This is a genomic window from Streptomyces thermolilacinus SPC6 (assembly GCF_000478605.2).
GTDB lineage: Bacteria > Actinomycetota > Actinomycetes > Streptomycetales > Streptomycetaceae > Streptomyces > Streptomyces thermolilacinus.
Genome location: NZ_ASHX02000001.1, coordinates 1572221 through 1596012, shown reverse-complemented (window position 1 = coordinate 1596012; position 23792 = coordinate 1572221). Strand labels below are relative to the sequence as shown.

Genomic DNA, 23792 nt, shown 5'->3' with positions numbered 1-23792 from the left:
CGGGGCTCCACGGGTTCCGCGGCCGCACCGCACGACGCGCAAGGCACCGCACGTGCCCACCGCCGCAGCCCGTGACCCGCACCGCACCGCCGCTCACCGCACGATCCGCACGGCCCGCACCGCACGTGCGCGCCGTCGCGGCTCCATGGCGCGCACCGCACCGCATGGCCCGCACGGCGCCGGGTACAGTGCGGAGACCGACAGACCCACTGGTGAGGCCCCCGTGTTGACGCACACCACCACCCGGGTCCTCGAACCCGGGGACCTCGGCGCCGCGCTCGCCGTCCTCGACAGCGAACCCGTGGCCAACGCGTTCGTCACCGCCCGCGTCCAGGCCGCCGGGCTCGACCCGTGGCGGCTCGGCGGCGAGATGTGGGGCTGGTACTCCGAGGGCAGGCTGCGCTCGCTGTGCTACTCGGGCGCCAACCTCGTCCCCGTCTGCGCCACCCCCGAGGCGGTCCGCGCCTTCGCCGACCGGGCCCGCCGCACCGGCCGCCGCTGCTCCTCGATCGTCGGCCCCGCCGAACCCACCGCCGAGCTGTGGCGCCTCCTCGAACCGAGCTGGGGCCCCGCCCGCGACGTACGGCCCAACCAGCCGCTGATGGTCACCGAGCGGCCCTCCGCCGACGTGGAGCCCGACCCGCTGGTCCGCCGCGTCCGCAAGGACGAGATGGACCTGATCATGCCGGCGTGCGTGGCGATGTTCACCGAGGAGGTCGGCGTCTCCCCGATGGCCGGCGACGGCGGGCTGCTGTACCAGGCGCGCGTCGCCGAACTCGTCTCGTCCGGCCGCTCGTTCGCGCGCGTGGAGGACGGCAAGGTCGTCTTCAAGGCCGAGATCGGCGCCGCCACCTCCAAGGCGTGCCAGATCCAGGGCGTGTGGGTGGCGCCCGAGTACCGGGGCCGGGGCCTGTCCGAGACCGGCATGGCCGCCGTCCTCCAGTACGCCCTGGCCGACATCGCCCCGGTCGTCAGCCTGTACGTCAACGACTACAACACGCCTGCCAGGGCCGCGTACCGCAAGGTCGGCTTCCGCGAGGTCGGCGCGTTCATGAGCGTGCTGTTCTGAGGGCGCGCGGGGGACGTAGGGTCGGGCCATGGATGACGTCGTGGTGGTCGGACCGCTCGACCTGGCGGCACGGGTGGACGACGCGCTGGCCGTGCAGGCCCTCGCCTTCGGGCTCGGCGAGAGCGAGATCGCGGTGCGCCGCCATATCGTGCTCCGCCACATGGCCTGCCGGGGCGCCCGCGCGTACGGGGCGACCACCGGGGACGGCCGCCTCGTCGGCTTCGTGTACGGCATGCCCAACGACCGCGCCCACTGGTGGTCCACGGTCGTCCAGCCGTACCTGGTCCGCGAGGGCACCGAGGGCTGGCTCGACGACTCGTTCGTCATCACCGAGCTGCACGTCCACCCCGCCCACCAGGCCCGCGGCATCGGCACGAAGCTGATCACCACCATCACCGGCACGGCCGACGAGCCCCGCTCGATCCTGTCGGCCGTCGACACCGAGAGCCCGGCCCGCAGGCTCTACCGGTCCCTCGGGTACGTGGACCTCGCCCGGCAGGTCCACTTCCCCAGCGCCCCCCGCCCCTACGCGGTCATGGGCGCCCCGCTCCCGCTGCGCCGCCGACGCTGACGGCCAGCCGGACGCGGTGCCGCGCGGGCACGGGAAGCGGTGCCGCGCGGGCACGGGAAGCGCCGCCGCGCGGGGCGTGACGGCGGCAACTGATTTCCTCGGGCCGGGGGCGCCCGGCTAACCTCCTGCACATCACACTTTTCACCGCAGGAGAGATCCCCATGGCCCAGGTCCAGCGCATGTCCCGGTTGATGCTCAAGACACTGCGCGACGACCCGGCGGACGCCGAGACGCTCAGCCACAAGCTGCTCGTCCGCGCCGGTTACGTCCGCCGCAACGCCGCGGGCATCTGGTCCTGGCTGCCGCTCGGCAAGAAGGTCCTGGAGAACGTCGCCCGCGTCGTGCGCGAGGAGATGGACGCCATCGGCGCCCAGGAGGTCCTGCTGCCCGCCCTGCTGCCCAAGGAGCCGTACGAGGCGACCGGCCGCTGGGAGGAGTACGGCGCCGAGCTGTTCCGCCTCCAGGACCGCAAGGGCGCCGACTACCTGCTCGGCCCCACGCACGAGGAGATCTTCACCCAGCTGGTCAAGGACCAGTGCACGTCCTACAAGGACCTGCCGGTGATCCTCTACCAGATCCAGACGAAGTACCGCGACGAGGCCCGCCCCCGCTCGGGCATCCTGCGCGGCCGCGAGTTCCAGATGAAGGACTCGTACTCGTTCGACACGACCGACGAGGGCCTGGCCGAGTCGTACCGCCTGCACCGCGAGGCGTACGTGCGGATCTTCGAGCGCCTGGGCCTGCGCCACAAGGTCGTCTCCGCGGTCTCCGGAGCGATGGGCGGTTCGGCGTCCGAGGAGTTCCTCGCCCCGGCCGCCGCCGGCGAGGACACCTTCGTGTACTGCCCGGCCTGCGACTACGCCGCCAACACCGAGGCCGTCACCTTCGCGGGCGGCGAGAGCGCGGACGGCTCCGCGCACGGCCCCGTCGAGGAGCTGGACACCCCGGACACGCCGACCATCGAGACGCTCGCCGACCACCTCGGCGTACCGGCCTCCACCACGCTGAAGAACCTGCTGGTCAAGGTGGACGGCGAGATCGTCGCCGTGGGCGTCCCCGGCGACCGCGAGGTCGACCTCGGCAAGCTGGAGGACCACCTCGCGCCCGCCGTCGTCGAGATGGTCACCGCCGAGGACTTCGTCGGCCGCCCCGACCTCGTACGCGGCTACGTCGGCCCGCAGGGCCTGGAGAAGGTCCGCTACATCGCCGACCCGCGCGTCGCCCCCGGCACCGCCTGGATCACCGGCGCCAACAAGCAGGACAAGCACGCGAGGAACGTCGTGTGCGGCCGCGACTTCCAGGTGGACGACTACCTGGACGTCGTCGTGGTCGAGGAGGGCGACCCCTGCCCCAAGTGCGGTACGGGCCTGATGCTGGACCGCGCCATCGAGATCGGCCACATCTTCCAGCTCGGCCGCAAGTACACCGACGCCTTCCAGCTGGACGTCCTCGGCCAGAACGGCAAGCCGGTCCGGGTGACCATGGGCTCGTACGGCATCGGCGTCTCCCGCGCGGTCGCGGCGCTCGCCGAGCAGACCGCCGACGACAAGGGCCTGTGCTGGCCGCGCGAGATCGCCCCGGCCGACGTCCATGTCGTCGCGGCGGGCAAGGCGCTCCAGACCGAGCTGGCCCTGGAGATCTCCGAGAAGCTCCGTGAGGCCGGGCTGCGCGTCCTGGTGGACGACCGGGCGGGTGTGTCGCCGGGCGTGAAGTTCACCGACGCCGAACTGATCGGCGTGCCGAAGATCCTCGTGGCCGGGCGCCGCTCCGGCGAGGGCGTCGTGGAGCTGAAGGACCGCCGCACGGGCGAGCGCGAGGAGCTCACCGTCGAGGAGGCGGTGGCCCGCCTCACCGCCGCAGCCGAGTAGCCCTCACAGGCATCCCGCCGTACCGGCGTCGTCGTCCCGCAGCGGGGCGGCCGGCGCCGGTCGGCGTCCGGGCGGCGGCACGGCCGCGGCGCGAGGCGGGTCCTGGTACGCCGGGGGCGTGGCGCCCCGCTCCTGCGCGGGAGCCAGCTCGGGCCGCTCACCGGACTCCAGCCGCTCACCGGCCCCGGCCCGCTCGCCGCCCTCGCGCTCCCCGCCGCCCTCCCGGTGCCCGTCCCCGGGGTGCTCGTGGCTCTCGGAGGGCAGCGACTCCTTCGTCCGGTGCTCCGCCGCCTCGGCGGACCGCTCCAGGAACCGCAGCAGCTCCACCGGGATCGGCAGCACCAGCGTGGAGTTCTTCTCGGCGGCGACCGCCATCACGGTCTGGAGCAGCCGCAGCTGGAGCGCCGAGGGCGTCTCGGCCATCTCCCGCGCCGCCTCCGACAGCTTCTTCGACGCCTGGAGCTCCGCGTCCGCGTTGATCAGCCGGGCGCGCCGCTCACGGTCCGCCTCGGCCTGCCGCGCCATGGAGCGCTTCATCGTCTCCGGCAGCGACACGTCCTTGATCTCGACCCGGTCGATGGTGACGCCCCACTCGACCGCCGGGTTGTCGATCATCAGCTCCAGGCCCTCGTTGAGCTTCTCCCGGTTGGACAGCAGATCGTCCAGGTCGCTCTTGCCGATGATGGACCGCAGCGAGGTCTGCGCGATCTGCGAGACGGCGAACCGGTAGTCCTCGACCCGGATGACGGCCTCCACCGGGTCCACGACCTTGAAGTAGATCACCGCGTCGACCCTGACCGTGACGTTGTCGCGGGTGATGCCGTCCTGGGCGGGCACGGGCATCGTCACGATCTGGAGGCTCACCTTCCGCATGTGGTCCACGAACGGGACGATGAAGGTCAGCCCCGGCCCCCGCACCCGGCTGCGCAGCCGACCGAACCGCAGGACGACGCCCTGCTCGTACTGCCGGACGACCCTGGCGGCGGCCCCGGCGTACGCGATGACGGCCGATCCGGCCAGCACCGCCGCGGTCAGCAGTTCCTCGCCCATGACGACCCCCTGCCGTCGGTCGAACCCGAGTGCGATGAACGGGATACGCCCATAGTGCACCCATATGGGGGTCTACGTCCGGTTTCGCACGCCCGGGCCCGACGGACCAACGCCTGCGAACCCCGCGCCTGCGAACCCGGCGCCTGCGAACCCGGCGCCTGCGAACCTCGCGCCCGCCAGTCGGGCGCCTGCGAGTCCGACGCCCTCAGAGCCAGCCCGCGAACTCCAGCAGCGGCTCCGCCTCGCGCCCACGCCCGGCCGCCAGCGCCCGCGTCCCGGACTCGACCGCCCGGAACAGCGTCCACCCCCGCAGCCGCTCCGCGTCCACGTCCAGCGAGTCCGCCAGCTTCTTCACCCGGCGCCGTGCCGCCGCCGCCCCGGACGCCTCCGCCACCAGGTCCTCGACCCGGTCCCGCACCAGCCGCGCCAGGTCGTACGCCCGCTCGCCCACCACCGGCTCGGGGCCCACCGCCAGCCACGGCGCCCGGTCACCGGCCAGCACCTTGCCCTGCCGGAAGCAGCCGTGCAGCAGCAGCGCCTCCGGCGCGTCCGCCACCAGCGCCTCACGGGCCTCCAGCGCGGCCGCCACCAGGGCGCCCACCGCCTCGTCGGCCCGGTACGCGGCCATCGCCTCCGCCATCCGCGCCGTCCGGTCGGCCACCGAATCGAACCCGTGCCCCTCCGGCGGCTCCACCCACAGCCGCCGTACCGTACCGGCCGCCTCCAGCAGCGCCTTCGCCTCGGGCAGGGACCGCAGCGACACATCCGGCTTCAGCCGCTCCAGCAGCAGGCCCGGCGCGTCCTCCACGTCGTCCAGCAGCCGCACCGCGCCCCAGCCGTTCCAGTGGGCCAGCGCCTCCCGCTCCAGACCGGGCGCGGCGAAGGGCGGCGCCAGCTTCAGTACGGCAGGCTCGCCGTCGGCGCGCCGCACCAGGGCCACAACACTGCTGCGCCCGCCCGGCTCCATCACCCGTTCGGCGGTCGCGCCCCGCGCGGTCAGCGCCCGGCGCGCGGTGTCCGGCAGCCCGCCGAGCCACGCGCCCGCGGCGGCCTCGCCGTACGTCTCGCCGAGCGCCCGCACCAGGCGGCGCGGCGGTTCGGACAGGGGGGCGTCAGCGGCGTGGGCCATACGTGCGGGGTCACCTTCCGGTACTGCGGCGCGAGCCGCGCGGGGGAGCGGGGCTCACGGTCGCTCGGCGAGCCCAGGAAAGGCTACGCCGCTGCCCCGCCAGCGGACGGCCCGCACCGCCGCCTCGCGCAGGGCGGCCGCCGCGTCCCGGCGCAGCACGCCCCCGGAGGCCCGTACGAGATCGGCGTACGCGCCCGCCACCCGGTCCTCCAGCACCGCCGCGAGCCGCACCGCCGCGTCCTCGTCGGCCACCGGGAACGGCAGCGCGTACGCGGGCGCCGACACCGCGGGCGCGCCCCCCAGGTCCCGCACCGTCCGGGCCGTCGCGTCCCGCCGGGCCCGGTGCGCCGCGTGGCCCGCCCCGGCCTCCGCCCGGCGAGCCGCACCGACCCGGGCGCCGACGACGCCGTACCCGTACACGGCCGCGTGTTCCGCCGCCAGCACCGCCTGCGCGGCCTCCAGGGCGCTCATGCCCCGCCTCCCTCGCCCAGCAGGTACGCGTGCGCCGCCCCCGCCGCGGCGACCGACGCCAGCAGCCGGGCCAGCTCCGGAGGCGCGCCGGCCAGGGCGGCGGTGTGCGCGGCGGCGGTACGGGACGCCAGCGCGGCCAGCTCCCCGAGCGCGGCCCCCGGCTCGGCCGGTACGCCCCGGGGGAACGCCCCGCCCCCGGAGCCCGCAGACGCCGTACCGGCCCGGTCAGGCGCCACCGGCCCGGACGCGGAGCCAGCCGTCGGCCCCGCCGGACCAGCAGCGGCCGAAGCCGTCGGGGCCACCGCCCCGGAATCCGCCGAAGCCGTCGAGGTCACCGCCCCGGAAGGACCGGGAGCCGTCGGCGCCGCCGCTCCAGGGCTCGCCGCGCCCCTCCCGCCCTCACCGGAGGGCGCCAGCGCCGCCACGTGCCGGGCCGTCGCCTCGCGGAGCGGGGACAGTCGCGCGCCCAGCGCCGGATGGGCGCCCAGCACCTCGTCGTAACCCGCCAGGAGTACCCCGCTCACCCCCGCCGACCTGCGGCGCAGAGCCACCTCGGCGCGGCGGGCCGACTCGGCGGCCGAAGGGCGCGGCCCACCGCCGCGCTCGCCCCCGCCCGAGTCGGAACCGGAGCATCCGGCCAGTACCGCGGGCACTCCGGCGGCCGTCGCGGCCACGGCGAGCGCACGTCTCCGCGTCAGCCCCGTGCGCCTCACGCGTCACTCCTTCGGGTACATCAATCGAAGATCACCGCAGGCGAGCGTACCCGCGGGTCGGCCCGGGGTGGACGGCAACACCCCCCGGGACCGGATACCCTTTGGTCTGACACGCGACGAAACCCACAACAGCACACGCGGCCGAGGAGTCACCCGGATGAGCACCACCCAGAGCGAGAGGCTGCGCGGGCTGCTTGAACCGCTGGTCACCGCCAGGCAGCTGGATCTGGAAGAGATCGAGGTGTCCCGGGTGGGCCGCCGCAGGGAGCTGAGGGTCATCGTCGACTCGGACGACGGCGTGGAACTCGACGCCTGCGCCGAGCTGAGCCGCGCCATCTCCGAGAAGCTCGACGAGACGGACGCGATGGGCGAGGGCGAGTACGTCCTCGAGGTGAGTTCGCCCGGCGCCGACCGCCCCCTCACCGAGCACCGCCACTTCGTACGTGCCACCGGCCGCCTCGTGAAGTTCCAGCTGCGCGAGGGCGGCGACCTCGTCGCCCGCGTCCTCGCCGTGGACGAGGAAGGGCTGGATTTGGAGGTACCGGGTGTGAAGGGCCGCAAGGCCACCGCCCGGCGCGTGGAGTTCCCCGAGATCGCCAAGGCGCGTGTGGAGATCGAGTTCAACCGCAAGGACAAGAAGGAAGAGGAGGAGGCGTAGCCGTGGACATCGATGTGAAGCTCCTTAAGGGCTTGGCACAAGAGAAGGAGATCCCCTTCGAGCTGCTGGTCGAGGCGATCGAATCGGCCCTCCTCATCGCCTACCACCGCACCGAGGGAGCCCGCCGCCACGCCCGTGCCGTGCTGGACCGGCAGACCGGTCATGTGACGGTGTGGGCGAAGGAGGACCCGGCCGACCTGGAGGAGGGGCAGGAGCCCAAGGAGTTCGACGACACCCCGTCGGACTTCGGCCGCATCGCGGCGACCACCGCCCGCCAGGTCATCCAGCAGCGGCTGCGCGACGCCGAGAACGACATGACGTTCGGCGAGTACGCGCGCCGCGAGGGCGACATCGTCGCCGGTGTCGTCCAGCAGGGCAAGGACCCCAAGAACGTCCTGGTGAAGCTGGATGACAAGCTGGAGGCCATCCTCCCCGTCCAGGAGCAGGTCCCCGGCGAGGAGTACACCCACGGACTGCGCCTGCGCACCTACGTCGTGCGCGTCGCCAAGGGGGTGCGCGGCCCGTCCGTCACCCTCTCGCGCACCCACCCCAACCTCGTGAAGAAGCTGTTCGCGCTGGAGGTCCCGGAGATCGCCGACGGTTCCGTCGAGATCGCCGCGATCGCCCGCGAGGCCGGTCACCGCACGAAGATCGCCGTCCGGTCCACGCGGTCCGGGCTCAACGCCAAGGGCGCCTGCATCGGCCCGATGGGCGGCCGTGTGCGCAACGTCATGGCCGAACTGCTCGGCGAGAAGATCGACATCGTGGACTGGTCGGACGACCCGGCCGACATGGTGGCGAACGCGCTGTCCCCGGCGCGGGTCTCCAAGGTCGAGATCGTGGACCTCGCCGCCCGGTCCGCGCGGGTCACCGTGCCGGACTACCAGCTGTCCCTGGCGATCGGCAAGGAGGGCCAGAACGCCCGCCTCGCCGCCCGCCTCACCGGCTGGCGCATCGACATCCGCCCGGATACCGAGCAGACGGCGCCGCCCGCCGGGGAATAGAGTCTCCTCGTGGTCACGTTGTGCCACAGCGAGACCACGACCGGATCACGACAACAACCGTTCGATTCTTGCCCCAAAGGGGTGAGGTCGGTGCGGGGAGGTAGACTTAATCGTGTCTGGCCGGACGCATGCCCGCGCATGCCCTGAGCGAACCTGTGTGGGATGCCGGGAGCGGGCGGCCAAGAGCGATCTGCTGCGGATCGTGGCGGTCGAGGGTGAGTGCGCCCCCGATCCACGCGGTACGCTGCCCGGTCGGGGTGCCTATGTGCATCCCGTCCAGTCCTGTCTCGATCTGGCGGTCCGCCGCCGGGCGTTCCCCCGGTCCCTCCGGGTCCAGGGTCCGCTCGACACCGCGGACATCCGCCACTACGTCGAGCAGGCGACACCGTAAGAAGAAGTACGGCACGGGGAGAGCCCGTGCGGTCAGGTACCTCGCGAGTGGAAGTAGGTCGAGATTGCGATGAGCACTCGATGAGTACGCGATGAGTACGCCCATGAAGTAGCGACGGTCCGGCGGTACACCGGACCTCAAAGGAGCGAAGTGGCTAAGGTCCGGGTATACGAACTCGCCAAGGAGTTCGGTGTGGAGAGCAAGGTCGTCATGGCCAAGCTCCAGGAACTCGGTGAATTCGTGCGTTCGGCGTCCTCGACGATCGAGGCGCCGGTTGTCCGTAAGCTGACCGACGCTTTGCAGGGACCCGGCTCCGCCGGCAAGTCCGCTGCCAAGCCTGGCGCGCCCCGCAAGGCCGCCCCCGCCGCCCCCGCCAAGCGCGACGGCGGCACCCCCCAGCCCAGCAAGCCCGCCGCGCCGTCCCCGGCGCAGGCAGGCCGTCCGGCCGCCCCGAAGCCCGGCGCCCCCGCGCCGAAGCCCGCGGCCGCCGAGAAGCCCGCGGCGCCGGCCCCCGGCCCGCGGCCCACCCCGGGTCCCAAGCCCGCCCCGGCCGCCAAGCCGGCCCCGGCGGCCCCGGCCCCGACGAAGCCCGAGTTCACCGCGCCCCCGTCGGCTCCCGCCGCCGGTCCCCGGCCCGGTGCGACCCCCGGCCCCCGTCCCGCCGCTCGTCCGCAGGCCGGCAGCGGCCAGCAGGGCGGCGGCCGCCAGGGCGCCCCGCGCCCCGGCGGCCAGCAGGCCCCCCGTCCGGGCGGTGCCCGTCCGGCCGGTCCTCGTCCGGGCAACAACCCGTTCACCTCTGGTGGCTCCACCGGCATGGCGCGCCCGCAGGCGCCCCGTCCGGGCGGTGCCCCGCGTCCCGGCGCCCCGGGTGCTCCCGGCGGCCCGCGTCCGCAGACCCCCGGCCAGGCCGGTCCGCGTCCGCAGGCGGGCCCCGGCGGCCCGCGCCCCACTCCCGGATCCATGCCGCGTCCCCAGGCCCCGCGCCCGGGTGGCGGCCCCGCCGGTAACCGCCCGAACCCGGGCATGATGCCGCAGCGTCCCGCTGCCGGTCCGCGTCCCGGCCCCGGTGGCCGCGGTCCCGCGACCGGTGGACGCCCGGGTGGCCCCGGTGGCCGTCCCGGCGGTGGCGGCGGCTTCGCCGGCCGTCCCGGCGGTGGCGGCGGCTTCGCCGGCCGTCCCGGTGGCGGCGGTGGCGGCGGTGGCCGTCCCGGTGCTCCGGGTGGCGGCGGCGGCTTCGGCGGCGGTCGTCCCGGCTTCGCCGGCCGTCCCGGCGGCCCCGGCGGCCGTGGTGGCACGCAGGGCGCGTTCGGCCGTCCGGGCGGTCCCGCCCGTCGCGGTCGCAAGTCGAAGCGTCAGAGGCGCCAGGAGTACGAGGCCATGCAGGCCCCGTCCGTAGGCGGCGTGATGCTGCCTCGCGGCAACGGCGAGACCGTTCGCCTGTCGCGCGGTGCGTCCCTCACCGACTTCGCGGAGAAGATCAACGCCAACCCGGCGTCGCTCGTCGCGGTCATGATGAACCTCGGCGAGATGGTCACGGCCACGCAGTCCGTCTCCGACGAGACGCTGCAGCTCCTCGGCGACGAGATGAACTACACGGTTCAGATCGTCTCGCCGGAGGAGGAGGACCGCGAGCTGCTCGAGTCCTTCGACCTCGAGTGGGGCGAGAACGAGGGCGGCGAGGAGTACCTCGCTCCGCGTCCGCCGGTCGTCACCGTCATGGGTCACGTGGACCACGGAAAGACCCGCCTGCTCGACGCCATCCGCAAGACGAACGTCGTCGCGGGCGAGGCCGGTGGCATCACCCAGCACATCGGTGCCTACCAGGTCACGACCGAGGTCAACGACGAAGAGCGTCGCATCACCTTCATCGACACCCCGGGTCACGAGGCGTTCACCGCCATGCGTGCCCGTGGTGCCAAGTCCACCGACATCGCGATCCTCGTGGTGGCGGCGAACGACGGTGTGATGCCCCAGACGATCGAGGCGCTGAACCACGCCAAGGCGGCCGACGTGCCGATCGTGGTCGCGGTCAACAAGATCGACGTCGAGGGCGCCGACCCGACCAAGGTGCGCGGCCAGCTCACCGAGTACGGCCTGGTCGCCGAGGAGTACGGCGGCGACACGATGTTCGTCGACATCTCCGCCAAGCAGGGTCTGAACATCGACTCCCTGCTGGAGGCCGTGATCCTCACGGCGGACGCCTCGCTCGACCTGCGGGCCAACCCGGAGCAGGACGCGCAGGGCATCGCGATCGAGTCCCACCTCGACCGCGGCCGCGGCGCCGTCGCGACCGTCCTGGTCCAGCGAGGCACCCTGCGGGTCGGCGACACGATGGTGGTCGGCGACGCGTACGGCCGTGTCCGCGCGATGCTCGACGACAAGGGCAACAACGTCGAGGAGGCCACTCCTTCGACTCCCGTCCTGGTCCTGGGTCTCACCAACGTCCCGGGCGCCGGCGACAACTTCCTCGTCGTGGACGAGGACCGCACGGCCCGCCAGATCGCCGAGAAGCGCGCCGCGCGTGAGCGCAACGCCGCCTTCGCCAAGCGCGTCCGCCGGGTGTCCCTCGAGGACCTCGACAAGGTGCTCAAGGCCGGTCAGATCCAGGAACTCAACCTCATCATCAAGGGCGACGCGTCCGGTTCGGTGGAGGCTCTCGAGTCCTCGCTGCTCCAGCTCGACGTCGGCGAAGAGGTGGACATCCGGGTCCTGCACCGCGGTGTGGGTGCGGTCACCGAGTCCGACATCGACCTGGCGATGGGCTCCGACGCCATCGTCATCGGCTTCAACGTCCGCGCGGCCGGCCGTGCCGCGCAGATGGCGGAGCGCGAGGGCGTCGACGTCCGCTACTACTCGGTGATCTACCAGGCCATCGAGGAGATCGAGGCGGCCCTCAAGGGTCTCCTCAAGCCGGAGTACGAAGAGGTCGAGCTCGGCACGGCGGAGATCCGCGAGGTCTTCCGCTCGTCCAAGCTGGGCAACATCGCCGGTGTCCTCATCCGGTCCGGTGTGGTCAAGCGCAACACCAAGGCGCGCCTCCTGCGCGACGGCAAGGTCGTCGCGGAGAACCTCAACATCGAGGGTCTGCGTCGCTTCAAGGACGACGTCACCGAGATCCGCGAAGGCTTCGAGGGCGGTATCAACCTCGGAAACTTCAACGACATCAAGGTCGACGACGTCATCGCGACGTACGAGATGCGCGAGAAGCCGCGCGGCTGACCCAGCCGACGCGACGCCACGCAGCGGAAGCCGGGGCCGGTCGGCGGAAGGAATTTCCGTCGATCGGCCCCGGCCGCTGCGTGTACGGTTCGAAGGTCCCCGCCGGTGCACGGCGGGGACCCATCGAACCCGAACCGGCGGGACATCCGGACTGTGCATGTATGTGGGGACGCTGTCCTTCGATCTGCTCCTCGGCGACGTACGGTCGCTGAAGGAGAAGCGCTCCGTCGTCCGGCCGATCGTCGCCGAACTCCAGCGGAAATTCGCGGTGAGTGTGGCGGAGACCGGCAACCAGAACCTCCATCGCAGGGCCGAGATCGGCGTCGCGATGGTTTCCGGGGACGTCGGGCATCTCACAGGGGTACTGGACCGGTGCGAGCGGCTCGTCGCCGCCCGGCCCGAGGTGGAGCTGCTGTCCGTACGGCGGCGCGTCCACACCGATGAAGAGTGAACGCAAGACGGAAGAGGAGACGGACCGGTGGCCGACAACGCGCGGGCCCGCAAGCTGGCCGATCGCATCCAGGTCGTGGTCGCGGAGACCCTGGACCGGCGAATCAAAGATCCGCGGCTGGGGTTCGTGACCATCACGGACGCCCGCGTCACCGGCGACCTGCGAGAGGCCACGGTCTTCTACACGGTCTACGGTGACGAGGAGGAGCGCGCGGCCTCCGCGGCCGCGCTGGAGTCCGCGAAGGGCATCCTGCGCTCCGAGGTCGGCAGGCAGACCGGCGTCCGCTTCACGCCGACGCTGACGTTCGTCCCGGACGCCCTGCCCGACAACGCCCGCACCATCGAGGACCTCCTCGACAAGGCGCGCGCCAAGGACGCCGAGGTACGCCAGGTGTCCACCGGCAAGACGTACGCGGGCGAAGCCGACCCGTACCGCAAGCCCGGCGAGGACGACGACGAGACCGACGAGGCCGACGTGGCCGCGGCGGACGACGCCGGGGCGGACGACGACGAGGACGGCACCGGCGCCCGATGAGCGACACCGCACGTACGCCCCTCCCGGCCGACGCCGGGAGGGGCCCCCGCGACGGCCTCGTCATCGTGGACAAGCCGTCCGGGTTCACCTCCCACGACGTCGTCGCCAAGATGCGCGGCATAGCCCGCACCCGGCGCGTCGGCCACGCCGGCACGCTCGACCCGATGGCCACCGGCGTTCTCGTCCTCGGCGTCGAGAAGGCCACCAAGCTCCTCGGCCACCTCGCGCTGACCGAGAAGGAGTACCTGGGCACCATCCGGCTCGGCCAGAACACGATCACCGACGACGCCGAGGGCGAGATCACCTCGTCCACCGACGCGTCCCGGGTGAGCCGCGAGGCCGTGGACGCAGCCGTGGCGAAGCTGACCGGCGACATCATGCAGGTGCCGTCGAAGGTCAGCGCCATCAAGATCGACGGAAAGCGGTCCTACGCGCGCGTGCGCGGCGGCGAGGAGTTCGACATCCCGGCCCGCCCGGTGACCGTCTCCCAGTTCACCGTGTACGACATGCGCGACGCCGTCGCCGAGGACGGCACCCCCGTGGTGGACCTCGTCGTCTCCGTCGTCTGCTCGTCCGGTACGTACATCCGGGCGCTCGCCCGTGACGTCGGCGCCGACCTCGGGGTGGGCGGGCACCTCACCGCGCTGCGCCGCACCCGCGTCGGCCCGTACAAGCTCGACACCGCGCGCACCCTGGACCAGCTCCAGGAGCAGCTCACGGTCATGCCCATCGCCGAGGCGGCCGCCGCCGCCTTCCCGCGCTGGGACGTGGACGAGCGGCGCGCGAAGCTCCTCCTCAACGGCGTACGCATCGACATGCCCGCCTACGAGAAGGGCCCCGTCGCCGTCTTCGGCCCAGAGGACCGCTTCCTGGCCCTCGTTGAGGAGCGCGGCGGCAAGGCCAAGAGCGTCGCCGTCTTCGGCTGACGGACGCACCCGGCACATCGTGGAGCGGGCCGGTCGCCCGGGCCCGCTCCACGATCCCCCTCCGACCATGTCTCTGTCCGCACAAGAATGCCTATTCACCCACTTGGACGGGCGCTCGGAGTGAACCCGGGGGCATTCGGGGGCGCGTACGCGGCCCGCGTTTTCCGCCCCGACACGCCCGGTCCTACGGTCGATCCATGGGACGACAGGACCGGGCGACACTGGTGCGCATCTGTGATCAGGCGGGCCGGACGCGGGGCGCCGGCTTCGTCGCCGACCATCTCGGCACGGTCGTGACCAGCCATGAAACCGTCGACGGCCTGGACCGGGTCGTGCTGGTCGCGCCCGACGGCCGCGCCCGCGCGGTGAGCGCCGACGCCGTCACCGCCCTCCCCGGCGACGCCCTCGCGCTCATCCGCGCCGAGGGGCTCGGCGTGCGCCCCCTGCCCCTCGCCTCTCGCACGGTCGCGACGGGAACGTACGTACGGATCGAAGCCCACGGCTGGCGCGAGGCGCGGGTCCTCGGCACCACCCGGGCGGCATACCCCGGCGGCGACGGCCCCCACCCGGTCGGTGACGCCGTCGAGCTGGCCATCGGCACCGAGGGCCGCGAGGCCCTGTGGCCGGGCGGCGAAGCGGGCGGCGGACCGGTGCTGGACGCGGCCACGGGCGCGGTCCTCGCGGTCGTGGCCACCACCCTGCGCACCGACCACCCCGCCGCCCTCGCGGTGCCCCTAGCGGTGGCCGCCGCCCGAGACCCGGCAGGCCCCCTCGCGGCCCTCCTCCGCCGCAACGCCGCCACCGTGCCCGCCCACGGCCCCGACCTCAACCTCGCGGGCACCCTCCAGCTCACCGCCCTCACCCACCCCCCGCTCCGCCCCGCCCACACGGTCCACCGCCCGACGATCGCCCACCACCTGGCCCTCTACACCCGGCCGGCGGGGAGCGGGCCCGCGGCGTCCGGGCGGTACGCGGCGTCGTCCTCCGGGCGGTGCGCGGCGCCCCTGGGACCGGGCGGGGCGTCCTCGGGACCGTACGGGACGGGCGGGCCCCTCGTCTGCGCGCTCGTGGGGGAGCCGGGTACCGGGCGCACCACCGCGCTGGCCGCACTCGCCCGCCGCCGCGCCACCGGTTCCGTACCCGAGCCGACGCTGTGGCTGCGCGGCGCCGACCTGAGGCCCGATGACGCCTCCCTGGCGGATGCCGTGGGGCGCGTACTGGACCGGGCCGGCCGGACCACCGCGCCCGCCGGGGGAGTCCGCGGCGCGTACCCGCAGCCCCACCCGGCCGCCCTGGCCGGGCGCGTCGCCCGGATCGCCCGGCACGCGCGACGGCCGCTGCTCGTCGTGCTCGACGCGCCCGAGGAGGCGCCGCCGCCCCTGACGGACCGTCTGCCGCTCTGGACCTCCGAGACGGTCGGCTGGCTGCGGCAGCACGGCGTACGGCTCGCGCTCGCCTGCGGGCCCGCGTACTGGGAGACGGCCGGGCCCCTGTACCCGACGGACGCGCTCTACGGGCCCGGTCCGCTGTGCGGGGCCGGGACGTCCGCCCCTGCCGCCGTGCCCGTCGGGGACCTGACCCGCGAGGAGGCCGAGGAGGCCCACGCCCGGTACGGGCTGCTCCCCGGGGCGCTCGCGGCGGCGGACGCCCGTCACCCGCTGGCACTGCGGCTCCTGGCGGACCTGCGGGCGGCCGTGCCCGGCGCCGTACCCCCGGGTGCGGGGCGGGCCGATCTGTTCGCCGCCCACCTGAACCTGCTGTGCCTGCGGGTCGCCCAGCGGATCGCCTCCGGGTGCCGTCCCGCGCTGTCGGAGGCGGGGGTGCGGGGCCTGGCCGCGCGGGTCGCGGGGCGCGTCCACGAGGCGGCGCGGCGCTGCCTGGGGCCCGGCCACGGCGCCCTGGACCGGGCCGCGTTCGAGGAGCTGTTCCCCGGGGACACCCGCTGGGCGTCGGCCGTGCTCGCGGAGGGCCTGCTGGTCGCGGCGGGCACGGGATACCGGTTCGCCGACGAGGAGTTCGGGGAGTGGCTCCAGGCCGTCCACCTCGACGTGGACGCGGCCCTGGACGCCCTGGTGCTCACCCGCCACGAGGCGACCGCCCCGCCGGACCACCTCCCCGGTACGGCTCCGAGGGGTGCGGCGGCCAGGACGGCCCGCCCAGCCGGAGCGCCCCTCGTCCTCCCGGCCGGTGGGACCGCGCGGGCGCTCCCGCCCGCCGGTCCGGCCCCCGCGGCCCTGCCCGCGGGCGGAACGCCCGTACAGGAGGCCCCGCCCATGGCGGTCACACCGGGCCCGGCCACCCGGCCCCCTGCCCACGCGGCCGGGCCGGTCCCCGCAGGGCCCGTGGCCGCCGCGCCCGTCGCCGCCGCGCCCGCGCACCCGGTTGGGCCGGGCCGGTCGTCCGTCGTCGAGTACGGCTCGCGCCCCGGGTATGCCGTGCCGCCCGGGGAAGGTGCCGCTGCCGGGTACGCCGTGCCGCCCGGGACCGGCGGGGGCGCGCAGGCTGCCGCCGTGCCCGGGCGGGTCGTACCGCCCTGGCCGGCTGCGTCCGGCCCCGCTGTCCGGTCCCGTTCCGACGAGCTGCCGGGGCTGTCCGCCGTGCCGGGGCGGGTGCTTCCGTACGACCGGGTCGTGCAGGCACCGCCCAGCGCCCCGTCCGGGAACCCGGCCGCCATCCCGCACGGGCACCCCGCCGAACCCGGTACGGCCGGGGCGCCGCACGCGGAACGGCCGGTCCCGCGCGCCGCCGGGGTGCCCGCGCACCGGGTGGGCCTCGTCGTACGGGCGTTGCTGCTGCTGGAGCGCGGCCGGGGGACCGGGGCGCTCGCGCGGCGCCTTGAGCGGCTGCTGCGGCGCGAGCCCGGGCCCGCCGACGCCGAGTGGTGGGCCGGGCGGCTGCTGAGGGACACCCTGCTGGGCGTGGAGGACGCCCGCCCGTACACCGGCGTCCTGCGGCTGCTCGCCGCGCGCCTGACCACCCGGCCCGCCGCCGGTGACCCCGACGCGTACGGGCCGTCCTTCTGGGAGCGGCTGCGCCTCGGCGAGGACGAGCGCCTGGACCTGCTGCGCCGCGTCCTGCCCGCCGACGTCCCGCGCCCCGCCCGGCCCGGCACCACGAGGCCCTCCGGCTACCTCGCGGCCGTCGCCCGGCACCTGGCCGCCGACCCGCGCGGCGTACAGCCGCTGCTGTGCCGGTGGTTCACCGACGAGCGGCCGCTGCCCGCCCAGCCCGGCTCCCCTGTCCGGCCCACCGTCGCCGGGGTCGCCCAGGCACTGCTCCGCACCCACCGCGACCTCGCCGTGGACGACCTGTGCGAGGCCCTCGTCACCACCGCCCACCCCCGCGCCGACGAACTCCTCACCGGCCTCGTCGACGACGACCCCGCGGCCCTGTGCCGCGCCGTCGATCGCTGGGCCCACGACGACGCGCGCCCCGCCCGCCGCGTCGCCGCAGCCACGTACGGGCCGCTCCTCGCCGCCCGCGTCACCGCGGACACCGACCGGGAGCTGCTCCGGTTCGCCGCGCTCGCCCTGCTCGCCCGCCCCGGCGACCGGTCGCTGCACGGCGCGGCCCTCACCGTCCTCGTCCGCGACCCGCGCGGCCGCGCCCAGCACCTGCCACAGGCACTCGCGCTGTTCCGGGCAGGCGACCTGGGGTTGCGCGCCCGTTCGCTGACGGCCGCGCTCACCACCCACGCCGAGCCGGTCCTGGCAGCCTTCCGCACCCGGCTGCACAGCGGCGACCACGGCGCGGCCCGCGACGTTCTGGACGCCCTGGCCGAGGTGCACGCCCCGGCCCTGGTCCGCCGGGCCGCCGCCCTCGTCCGCGAGTACGCCGACCGCCGTCCCGAGGGCGCCGTGCACGCCGCCGCCTACATCGACCGTCGCCTGGAACAGGGCCCGGCCGCCCACACCGCGCACATCCCGCTGGTCATGGACCTGCTGCGGGGCCGCCCCGCCGAAGTGCGCGCCGCACTCGCCCCGGTCCTCGCGGCGCCCGGCACGGACGTGTCGAGGGCCGCGCGCGCCCGGCTCCTCGACGTACTCCTCGATGCGGAGCGCGACGAGGAGCCCGGCCCCGCCGTGCCGGAGGCGCTGCTGCGCGCCGTTGCGCGGGGGGCCTCGGGGGCTTCGGACGCCCGGGCCCGGGGCCTGGTGCTGCGGGCCGGGGAGCTGCTCGCCCGTACGCCCGAGGGGGCCGCCCGGCTCGACCGGGTGCTGGCCGAACTCGCCGGGGAGGCACCGGGCTTCGCAGCGCGGCTCGGCGACTGGTTCGCCACCGAACCGGAGCGGTGGGCGGGGCTCGCCGGACCGGCCGTCCGCCGCGCGGTCCGGGGACTCGCCGCGCCCGGGGCGGGGCCGGGTGAGGGGGCCGCCGCTGTGGCCGGGCGGGCACCGACCGCTATGCCGATGCGGGGCGAACCATGCGGGCATGGCACCCTTAGACCTGCGTATCGGTCATGACGTACTGACGTACACGGGTTCGGGCGAGGAGCGGTCACAGTGCAGCGCTGGCGTGGCTTGGAGGAGATTCCCCAGGACTGGGGGCGCAGCGTCGTCACCATCGGTTCCTACGACGGTGTCCACCGCGGGCACCAGCTGATCATCGGGCGGGCCGTGGAGCGCGCCCGCGAGCTGGGCGTACCCGCCGTCGTGGTCACTTTCGACCCGCACCCCTCCGAGGTCGTCCGCCCCGGCAGCCACCCGCCGCTGCTCGCCCCGCACCACCGGCGGGCGGAGCTGATGGCGGAGCTGGGCGTGGACGCGGTGCTGGTCCTGCCGTTCACCTCCGAGTTCTCGAAGCTGTCGCCCGCCGACTTCATCGTGAAGGTCCTCGTCGACAAGCTCCACGCGCGCGTGGTGGTCGAGGGCCCGAACTTCCGCTTCGGCCACCGCGCCGCCGGGAACGTCGAGTACCTGACCGAGCTGGGCCGCACGTACGACTACGAGGTCGAGGTCGTCGATCTGTACGTGACCGGCGAGGCGGGCGGCGGGCAGCCGTTCTCCTCCACGCTGACCCGGCGCCTGGTCGCCGAGGGCGACGTCCGGGGCGCCGCCGAGATCCTGGGCCGCCCGCACCGCGTCGAGGGTGTCGTCGTGCGAGGTGCCCAGCGAGGCCGCGAGCTGGGCTACCCGACGGCGAACGTGGAGACCCTGCCGCACACGGCCATCCCCGCGGACGGCGTCTACGCCGGGTGGCTGACCGCCGACGGCGAGCGGATGCCGGCCGCGATCTCCGTCGGCACGAACCCGCAGTTCGACGGGACCGAGCGGACCGTCGAGGCGTACGCCATCGACCGCGTCGGGCTGGACCTGTACGGGATGCACGTGGCCGTGGACTTCCTCGCCTATGTGCGCGGGCAGAAGAAGTTCGACTCGATCGAGGCGCTGCTGGAGGCCATCGCGGACGACGTGAAGCGCTGCCGCGAGCTGACCGGGGAGTACGACGCCCGGTAGACGTTCAGCCGCTCATGGCGAAGGGCCCGCACCGGGATGGTGCGGGCCCTTTCCGTTTCCGTTCTCCTGCTGCCCCGCTGCCCCTGCTGCTATCGCTGCGGCGGGGTGGCCGGGGCCTGCGGCGCCTGGGGCGGCTGCTGGGGCCAGGCCGGGGCCGGGGCGGGCGCGTTGGGGTCGGTGGGCTGCTGCTGGTGGGCGCCGGGGTGGTGGCCGCCCGGGTGCTGCTGGCCCTGGCCGGGGTGGCCCTGGCCCGGCTGGCCCGCCGGGGGCTGCTGGGTCCAGCCCTGCGGGGGCACGCCCGGCTGGGCGTACGGGCCCGGGGCCTGCGGCGGCTGCCCGTACGGCTGGCCCGGCGCGGCGCCCTGGCCGGGTACGGGCGGCTGACCGCCGTACGGGGGCTGGGCGGCGTACTGTCCGGGCGCGGGCGGCTGGGCCTGGCCGGGGTACGGCTGGCCGGGCACGGGCTGGCCCTGGCCCGGCACCTGACCCGGCATCGGCTGACCGGGCATCGGCTGGCCCTGGCCCTGGCCCGGCAGCGGCGGGGCCATCTGCGGGGGCATGGCGCCGGGCCCGTCACCGGTCCACAGGCCCTGCGCCTGCTGTGCGCGCGTAAAGTCCTCGGCGACCATCGCGGCGAGGTTGAAGTACGCCTCCCGCGTCTTCGGCCGCATCATGTCGAGGTCCACCTCGGCGCCCGCCGCCAGGTGCTCGTCGAACGGCACCACGACGACGCCCCGGCAGCGGGTCTCGAAGTGCTGGACGATGTCCTCCACCTTGATCATCTTGCCGGTCTCGCGCACCCCGGAGATCACGGTGATGGACCGCTGCACCAGGTCCGCGTAGCCGTGCGCGGAGAGCCAGTCCAGCGTCGTGGACGCGCTGGAGGCACCGTCGACGGACGGCGTCGAGATGATGATCAGCTGGTCGGCGAGGTCCAGCACCCCGCGCATGGCGCTGTACAGCAGGCCAGTCCCGGAGTCGGTGAGGATCACCGGGTACTGGCGGCCCAGCACGTCGATCGCGCGCCGGTAGTCGGCGTCGTTGAACGTCGTGGAGACGGCCGGGTCCACGTCGTTGGCGATGATCTCCAGTCCGGACGGCGCCTGAGAGGTGAACCGGCGGATGTCCATGTACGAGTTGAGGTACGGGATCGCCTGCACCAGGTCGCGGATGGTCGCCCCGGTCTCACGCCGCACGCGGCGGCCGAGCGTACCGGCGTCCGGGTTCGCGTCGATGGCGAGGATCTTGTCCTGCCGCTCGCTGGCGAGGGTCGCGCCGAGCGCGGTCGTCGTCGTGGTCTTGCCGACGCCGCCCTTGAGGGAGATGACCGCGATCCGGTAGCAGGACAGGACGGGCGTGCGGATCAGCTGGAGCTTGCGCTGCCGCTCCGCCTCCTCCTTCTTGCCGCCCAGCTTGAAGCGGGACCCGGCGGACGGGTTCCGGCTGCTCTTGGGCTTCTGCTTGGTGTTGCGGAGCAGACGGTCCGACGACAGCTCGACGGCAGCCGTGTACCCGAGCGGGGCGCCCGGCACGGACGGCTGCCGCTGGTCGTGCGCCACGGGGGAGGGCCAGGCCGCGCCGGTACGGGGATCGGCGGGCGGCTGGGGCGGCTGGTTGTGCGCCGGGGCCTGCTGGGCCTGCGGCTGTCCCGGCTGGGCCTGGGCCTGCGGGTGCGGGAAGCCGTACCCGCCCTGGGGGTGACCGGGCCGGCCCGGCTGCTGCGGGGCCTGGCCGGGGTGCGCCTGCTGGGGCGGCTGCGGCTGTACGGGCGGCTGGCCCGGGTGCGCCTGCCGGCCCGGCACGCCGTACCCGGCCTGCTGCGGCGCGGGCGCCCCGTGCCCGGGCGCCTGGACCGGCGGGTTCTGCGGCTGCGCGGGCTGCTGCCCCTGCGGGAACCCGTACCCGCCCTGGGCGTGCGGCGCCTGCGGGGCATCCGGTACGGGGGGCTGCGCCTGCGCGGCGTGCGGGTGCGGGAACCCGTACCCGCCCTGCGGCTGGCCGGGTCGCTGCGGCGCCTGGCCCTGCGGGAAGCCGTAGCCCCCCGGCTGCGCGGCGGCGGCCTGCGGGTCGGCGTACGGGGTCGGCGCCTGCTGCTGCGCGCCGGGTACGGGGGACGCCCCCGGCCACGCGGGCGCGGCCGACTGGTCGGCGCCGGGCCACTGCTGGCCCTGCGGCGGCGCGGCGGGCTGGAACTCGGGCGGCAACGGCGGCAGCCCGGGCATCGGCTGCCCGCCCTGCCCGCCCTGGGCGTCCTGCGGCGGTGTCCAGGACTGCGACGCGGGCGCGGCGTCGTACGCGGCATCTGCCGCCTGCCCGTCGCCGGACGGCTCGGCACCACCGTCGGCAGGCTCGTCACCGCGGCCCTGGTCCGCGTCGGCGTCGTCCCCGCCACCGTCGGCGTGACCGTCACCGGAGTCGCCCCCGGCCGCCTCGCCGCCCTGCGGCTCCTGGCCGACGCCGTCGTCATCGCCCTGGTCGTCCCGGACCTGCTGGTCCGTCACCGCGACGGCCGTGCCCGGTACCCGCTCCTCGTCCGTGGCGACGGGGCTGTCGGTCGCGTCGGAGGCGTTCCCCGTCGTACCGCCGTCGCCCCGCTGCCCGGCTTCGGCCTCGGAGCCGGTCTCGTCCGCGGCCCCGGCCTGAGCGCCGGACCCGGCCTCGGCCTCCGCGCGCTTGGCGATCTCGTCCATCTCGCGCTTCAGCGCGGAGGGGGAGAAGCGCATCGTGGCCCCGCTCTCCACATCCCGGCCGCCGAACGGCTCAGCCGCCGCAGGCGCAGCGGCCGGGGGCGCGTACGGGGAACTCACCGCGGGTTCGGGCGCCGCAGGTGGAGCGGCCGGCTCGGGCGCCACGGGCGGGGCGGCGGGCTCGGGCGCGGGCGGCGGCACGGGGTGCGGCTGGAACCCGCCGCTCTGCGGCAGACCCGGCACGGCGATGGGCTGCCCGGTCGGCGGCGGCGGGGGAGGGGGCGTCACGCCCTGCGACGAGGCGTCCGCACCCCCGGCGTTCTGCGTGTACCAGGCGGGCGGGGTGTAGTCGATGGTGAACTCACCCGTCACCTCGGCGGCGTCCATATCGGACGGATCGTCAACGGGAGGAGCGTTCCATCCCCGGTGGATCTCGTCCCGATCGCCGTTCACGTTGCCTCCTGGTGTGGTCGAGCACCCTTGTGCCGTCATGGGTGTGGGCGACCGTTCCTGTCGTCCGTACGGCCGGCTCCCCGGAAGTCCCCCAGACGCGCGGCGGGGCGGAGGCCGACCCGTACCACCCTAATCGCCGATCGCACCCACGCGTCAGGCCCCTCGAAGGGACATCGGCGTCACTCCGGGCGCCACCGCGTGCCCGCGTGCACCCCCATGCGACCGCCCGGCGCCCGAGGGTGACGAACCGAGGTGAGGGGCCGTCACGCCGATGAGCTTCGCGGCCGCTGTACGGGCGGGGCCGGGGCCGACGAACGGACAGGCCCCGCCGCCCTCAGTCCATCCGGCGTGCGGCGCCCAGCAGTCCGGTCTCGGCGTCGGTGCCCTGAGTCATCACGAACCGCCGGTCGCGCCCGGAGCACCATAGCGTGACCCCGTCGGCGAGCGTGGAGAGCGCCTCCACCTCCGCCCACGGCAGGTTCAGGATGCGGCCGATCTGGGCCGCCTCGTCCGGCGACACCCGCTGTACGCCCACAAGTCCGGACTTCTCCATCAGCCGGGGCGCGACCGGACTCAGGTACGGCAGCAGCGTGATGACCGACTGCCACGGCCCGGCGACCACACGGCCACGCGGCGGACGCATCCCGCAGTCCCGTACGACGACCACCGGGCTGCCCGCCGACGCGCCCTGCGGCGGGACGCGCCCGACATCGTGCAGCGTGACGCACTGCTGACCGCCACCCGCCGCCTGGGCGAGCGCCGTCCAGGCCGGTGCGCGGCCCGTCTCCACGGCGACCCGAGCACCCGTCGCGGCGGCTCTCAGCGCCATCACCTGGGCCGTCCACAGGCCGCCGATCAGCGTGACGTCGTACGGCGTCGGCCGGTTGATGCCCAGCACGGCGGGACGGCCGTCGGCGTCCACCCCGATCACCATGCCGTCGTCACCGACCGGAAGCCCCAACGACTCGAGACTGTCCAGGGACAGGGCGTGACGGTCGCGGCGGGGGCCGATCAGACCGAAGCCGAAACGGGGCCGGCCCTCCCGGGAGCCCCGGCCGCCGCGCTCCTCCCGCTCGGCCTGACCCGCGCGGCGGTGGCCGCCCCGGGCCGCGCCCCCCGCGCGACGCCGACCGCGCCCGGAG

At 74.9% G+C, this 23792-nt stretch carries 18 protein-coding genes; 12 read left to right on the top strand and 6 right to left on the bottom strand.

The annotated features are described in order from the left end of the window. Positions 1 to 223 precede the first annotated feature (223 nt). From J116_RS06440 to J116_RS06430, 3 genes are all read left to right on the top strand, one after another. Positions 224 to 1069, top strand: a complete 846-nt coding sequence (locus tag J116_RS06440; RefSeq protein ID WP_023586270.1) for a GNAT family N-acetyltransferase — start codon at positions 224 to 226, stop codon at positions 1067 to 1069. Positions 1070 to 1097: 28 nt separating this feature from the next. After that, on the top strand, positions 1098 to 1640 hold the full coding sequence (locus tag J116_RS06435) for a GNAT family N-acetyltransferase (protein WP_023586269.1): 543 nt from the start codon (positions 1098 to 1100) through the stop codon (positions 1638 to 1640). A gap of 161 nt (positions 1641 to 1801) precedes the next feature. Next, positions 1802 to 3508 carry a proline--tRNA ligase gene (locus J116_RS06430; RefSeq protein WP_023586268.1) on the top strand — a complete coding sequence of 569 codons (1707 nt, stop codon included), beginning with the start codon at positions 1802 to 1804 and terminating at the stop codon, positions 3506 to 3508. A 3-nt stretch (positions 3509 to 3511) separates the two neighbouring features. Here J116_RS06430 and J116_RS06425 read toward each other — a convergent pair whose 3' ends face one another. From J116_RS06425 to J116_RS06410, 4 genes are all read right to left on the bottom strand, one after another. Beyond that, the gene (locus tag J116_RS06425; RefSeq protein ID WP_023586267.1) at positions 3512 to 4558 is read right to left on the bottom strand and encodes a slipin family protein; all 1047 of its coding nucleotides are present in this window, start codon (positions 4556 to 4558) and stop codon (positions 3512 to 3514) included. Positions 4559 to 4763: 205 nt separating this feature from the next. Then, positions 4764 to 5687: an aminoglycoside phosphotransferase family protein gene (locus tag J116_RS06420; RefSeq protein ID WP_023586266.1), complete on the bottom strand. Its 924-nt coding sequence runs from the start codon at positions 5685 to 5687 to the stop codon at positions 4764 to 4766. A 54-nt stretch (positions 5688 to 5741) separates the two neighbouring features. After that, positions 5742 to 6158: a DUF4439 domain-containing protein gene (locus J116_RS06415; RefSeq protein ID WP_023586265.1), complete on the bottom strand. Its 417-nt coding sequence runs from the start codon at positions 6156 to 6158 to the stop codon at positions 5742 to 5744. Next, positions 6155 to 6871: a hypothetical protein gene (locus tag J116_RS06410; protein WP_037946543.1), complete on the bottom strand. Its 717-nt coding sequence runs from the start codon at positions 6869 to 6871 to the stop codon at positions 6155 to 6157. The genes J116_RS06415 and J116_RS06410 overlap by 4 nt, the downstream gene beginning before the upstream one ends. A gap of 157 nt (positions 6872 to 7028) precedes the next feature. Here J116_RS06410 and rimP point away from each other — a divergent pair, with 157 nt between their 5' ends. The 9 genes from rimP to J116_RS06360 all read left to right on the top strand — a co-directional run bounded on the left by rimP (position 7029) and on the right by J116_RS06360 (position 19510). Continuing rightward, positions 7029 to 7529, top strand: coding sequence for a ribosome maturation factor RimP (gene rimP, locus J116_RS06405; protein ID WP_023586263.1), 501 nt, complete (start codon positions 7029 to 7031; stop codon positions 7527 to 7529). 2 nt (positions 7530 to 7531) lie between these two features. Next, positions 7532 to 8533 (top strand): transcription termination factor NusA, encoded by a 1002-nt coding sequence (gene nusA, locus J116_RS06400; RefSeq protein WP_023586262.1) that lies wholly within the window; start codon positions 7532 to 7534, stop codon positions 8531 to 8533. A gap of 112 nt (positions 8534 to 8645) precedes the next feature. After that, positions 8646 to 8924, top strand: coding sequence for a YlxR family protein (locus J116_RS06395; protein WP_023586261.1), 279 nt, complete (start codon positions 8646 to 8648; stop codon positions 8922 to 8924). 150 nt (positions 8925 to 9074) lie between these two features. Continuing rightward, entirely contained in the window at positions 9075 to 12143 is a 3069-nt protein-coding gene (gene infB / locus J116_RS28350; protein WP_023586260.1) for a translation initiation factor IF-2, read from the top strand. Positions 12144 to 12300: 157 nt separating this feature from the next. Further along, entirely contained in the window at positions 12301 to 12594 is a 294-nt protein-coding gene (locus tag J116_RS06380) for a DUF503 domain-containing protein (protein WP_023586259.1), read from the top strand. Positions 12595 to 12621: 27 nt separating this feature from the next. After that, entirely contained in the window at positions 12622 to 13128 is a 507-nt protein-coding gene (rbfA, locus tag J116_RS06375; protein ID WP_023586258.1) for a 30S ribosome-binding factor RbfA, read from the top strand. Continuing rightward, entirely contained in the window at positions 13125 to 14054 is a 930-nt protein-coding gene (gene truB / locus J116_RS06370; RefSeq protein WP_023586257.1) for a tRNA pseudouridine(55) synthase TruB, read from the top strand. The genes rbfA and truB overlap by 4 nt, the downstream gene beginning before the upstream one ends. Before the next feature lie 197 nt (positions 14055 to 14251). Further along, a complete protein-coding gene (locus J116_RS06365; protein WP_023586256.1) occupies positions 14252 to 18517 on the top strand; it encodes a hypothetical protein in 4266 nt (1421 codons plus the stop codon). A gap of 39 nt (positions 18518 to 18556) precedes the next feature. Continuing rightward, positions 18557 to 19510: a bifunctional riboflavin kinase/FAD synthetase gene (locus tag J116_RS06360; protein WP_023586255.1), complete on the top strand. Its 954-nt coding sequence runs from the start codon at positions 18557 to 18559 to the stop codon at positions 19508 to 19510. 89 nt (positions 19511 to 19599) lie between these two features. Here J116_RS06360 and J116_RS06355 read toward each other — a convergent pair whose 3' ends face one another. Together J116_RS06355 and J116_RS06350 are read right to left on the bottom strand one after the other, a co-directional pair. Further along, complete coding sequence (locus J116_RS06355) at positions 19600 to 22689, bottom strand: SCO5717 family growth-regulating ATPase (protein ID WP_394331476.1); 3090 nt, start codon at positions 22687 to 22689, stop codon at positions 19600 to 19602. A gap of 295 nt (positions 22690 to 22984) precedes the next feature. Further along, positions 22985 to 23665 (bottom strand): hypothetical protein, encoded by a 681-nt coding sequence (locus J116_RS06350; protein WP_028963748.1) that lies wholly within the window; start codon positions 23663 to 23665, stop codon positions 22985 to 22987. Positions 23666 to 23792: the final 127 nt, after the last annotated feature.

Coding starts and splice junctions, on each gene's coding strand:
- J116_RS06435 (WP_023586269.1), top strand. CDS start 1,098: ATGGATGACGTCGTGGTGGTCGGACCGCTCGACCTGGCGGCACGGGTG.
- J116_RS06430 (WP_023586268.1), top strand. CDS start 1,802: ATGGCCCAGGTCCAGCGCATGTCCCGGTTGATGCTCAAGACACTGCGC.
- J116_RS06425 (WP_023586267.1), bottom strand. CDS start 4,558: ATGGGCGAGGAACTGCTGACCGCGGCGGTGCTGGCCGGATCGGCCGTC.
- J116_RS06420 (WP_023586266.1), bottom strand. CDS start 5,687: ATGGCCCACGCCGCTGACGCCCCCCTGTCCGAACCGCCGCGCCGCCTG.
- J116_RS06415 (WP_023586265.1), bottom strand. CDS start 6,158: ATGAGCGCCCTGGAGGCCGCGCAGGCGGTGCTGGCGGCGGAACACGCG.
- rimP (WP_023586263.1), top strand. CDS start 7,029: ATGAGCACCACCCAGAGCGAGAGGCTGCGCGGGCTGCTTGAACCGCTG.
- J116_RS06380 (WP_023586259.1), top strand. CDS start 12,301: ATGTATGTGGGGACGCTGTCCTTCGATCTGCTCCTCGGCGACGTACGG.
- truB (WP_023586257.1), top strand. CDS start 13,125: ATGAGCGACACCGCACGTACGCCCCTCCCGGCCGACGCCGGGAGGGGC.
- J116_RS06365 (WP_023586256.1), top strand. CDS start 14,252: ATGGGACGACAGGACCGGGCGACACTGGTGCGCATCTGTGATCAGGCG.
- J116_RS06355 (WP_394331476.1), bottom strand. CDS start 22,689: ATGACGGCACAAGGGTGCTCGACCACACCAGGAGGCAACGTGAACGGC.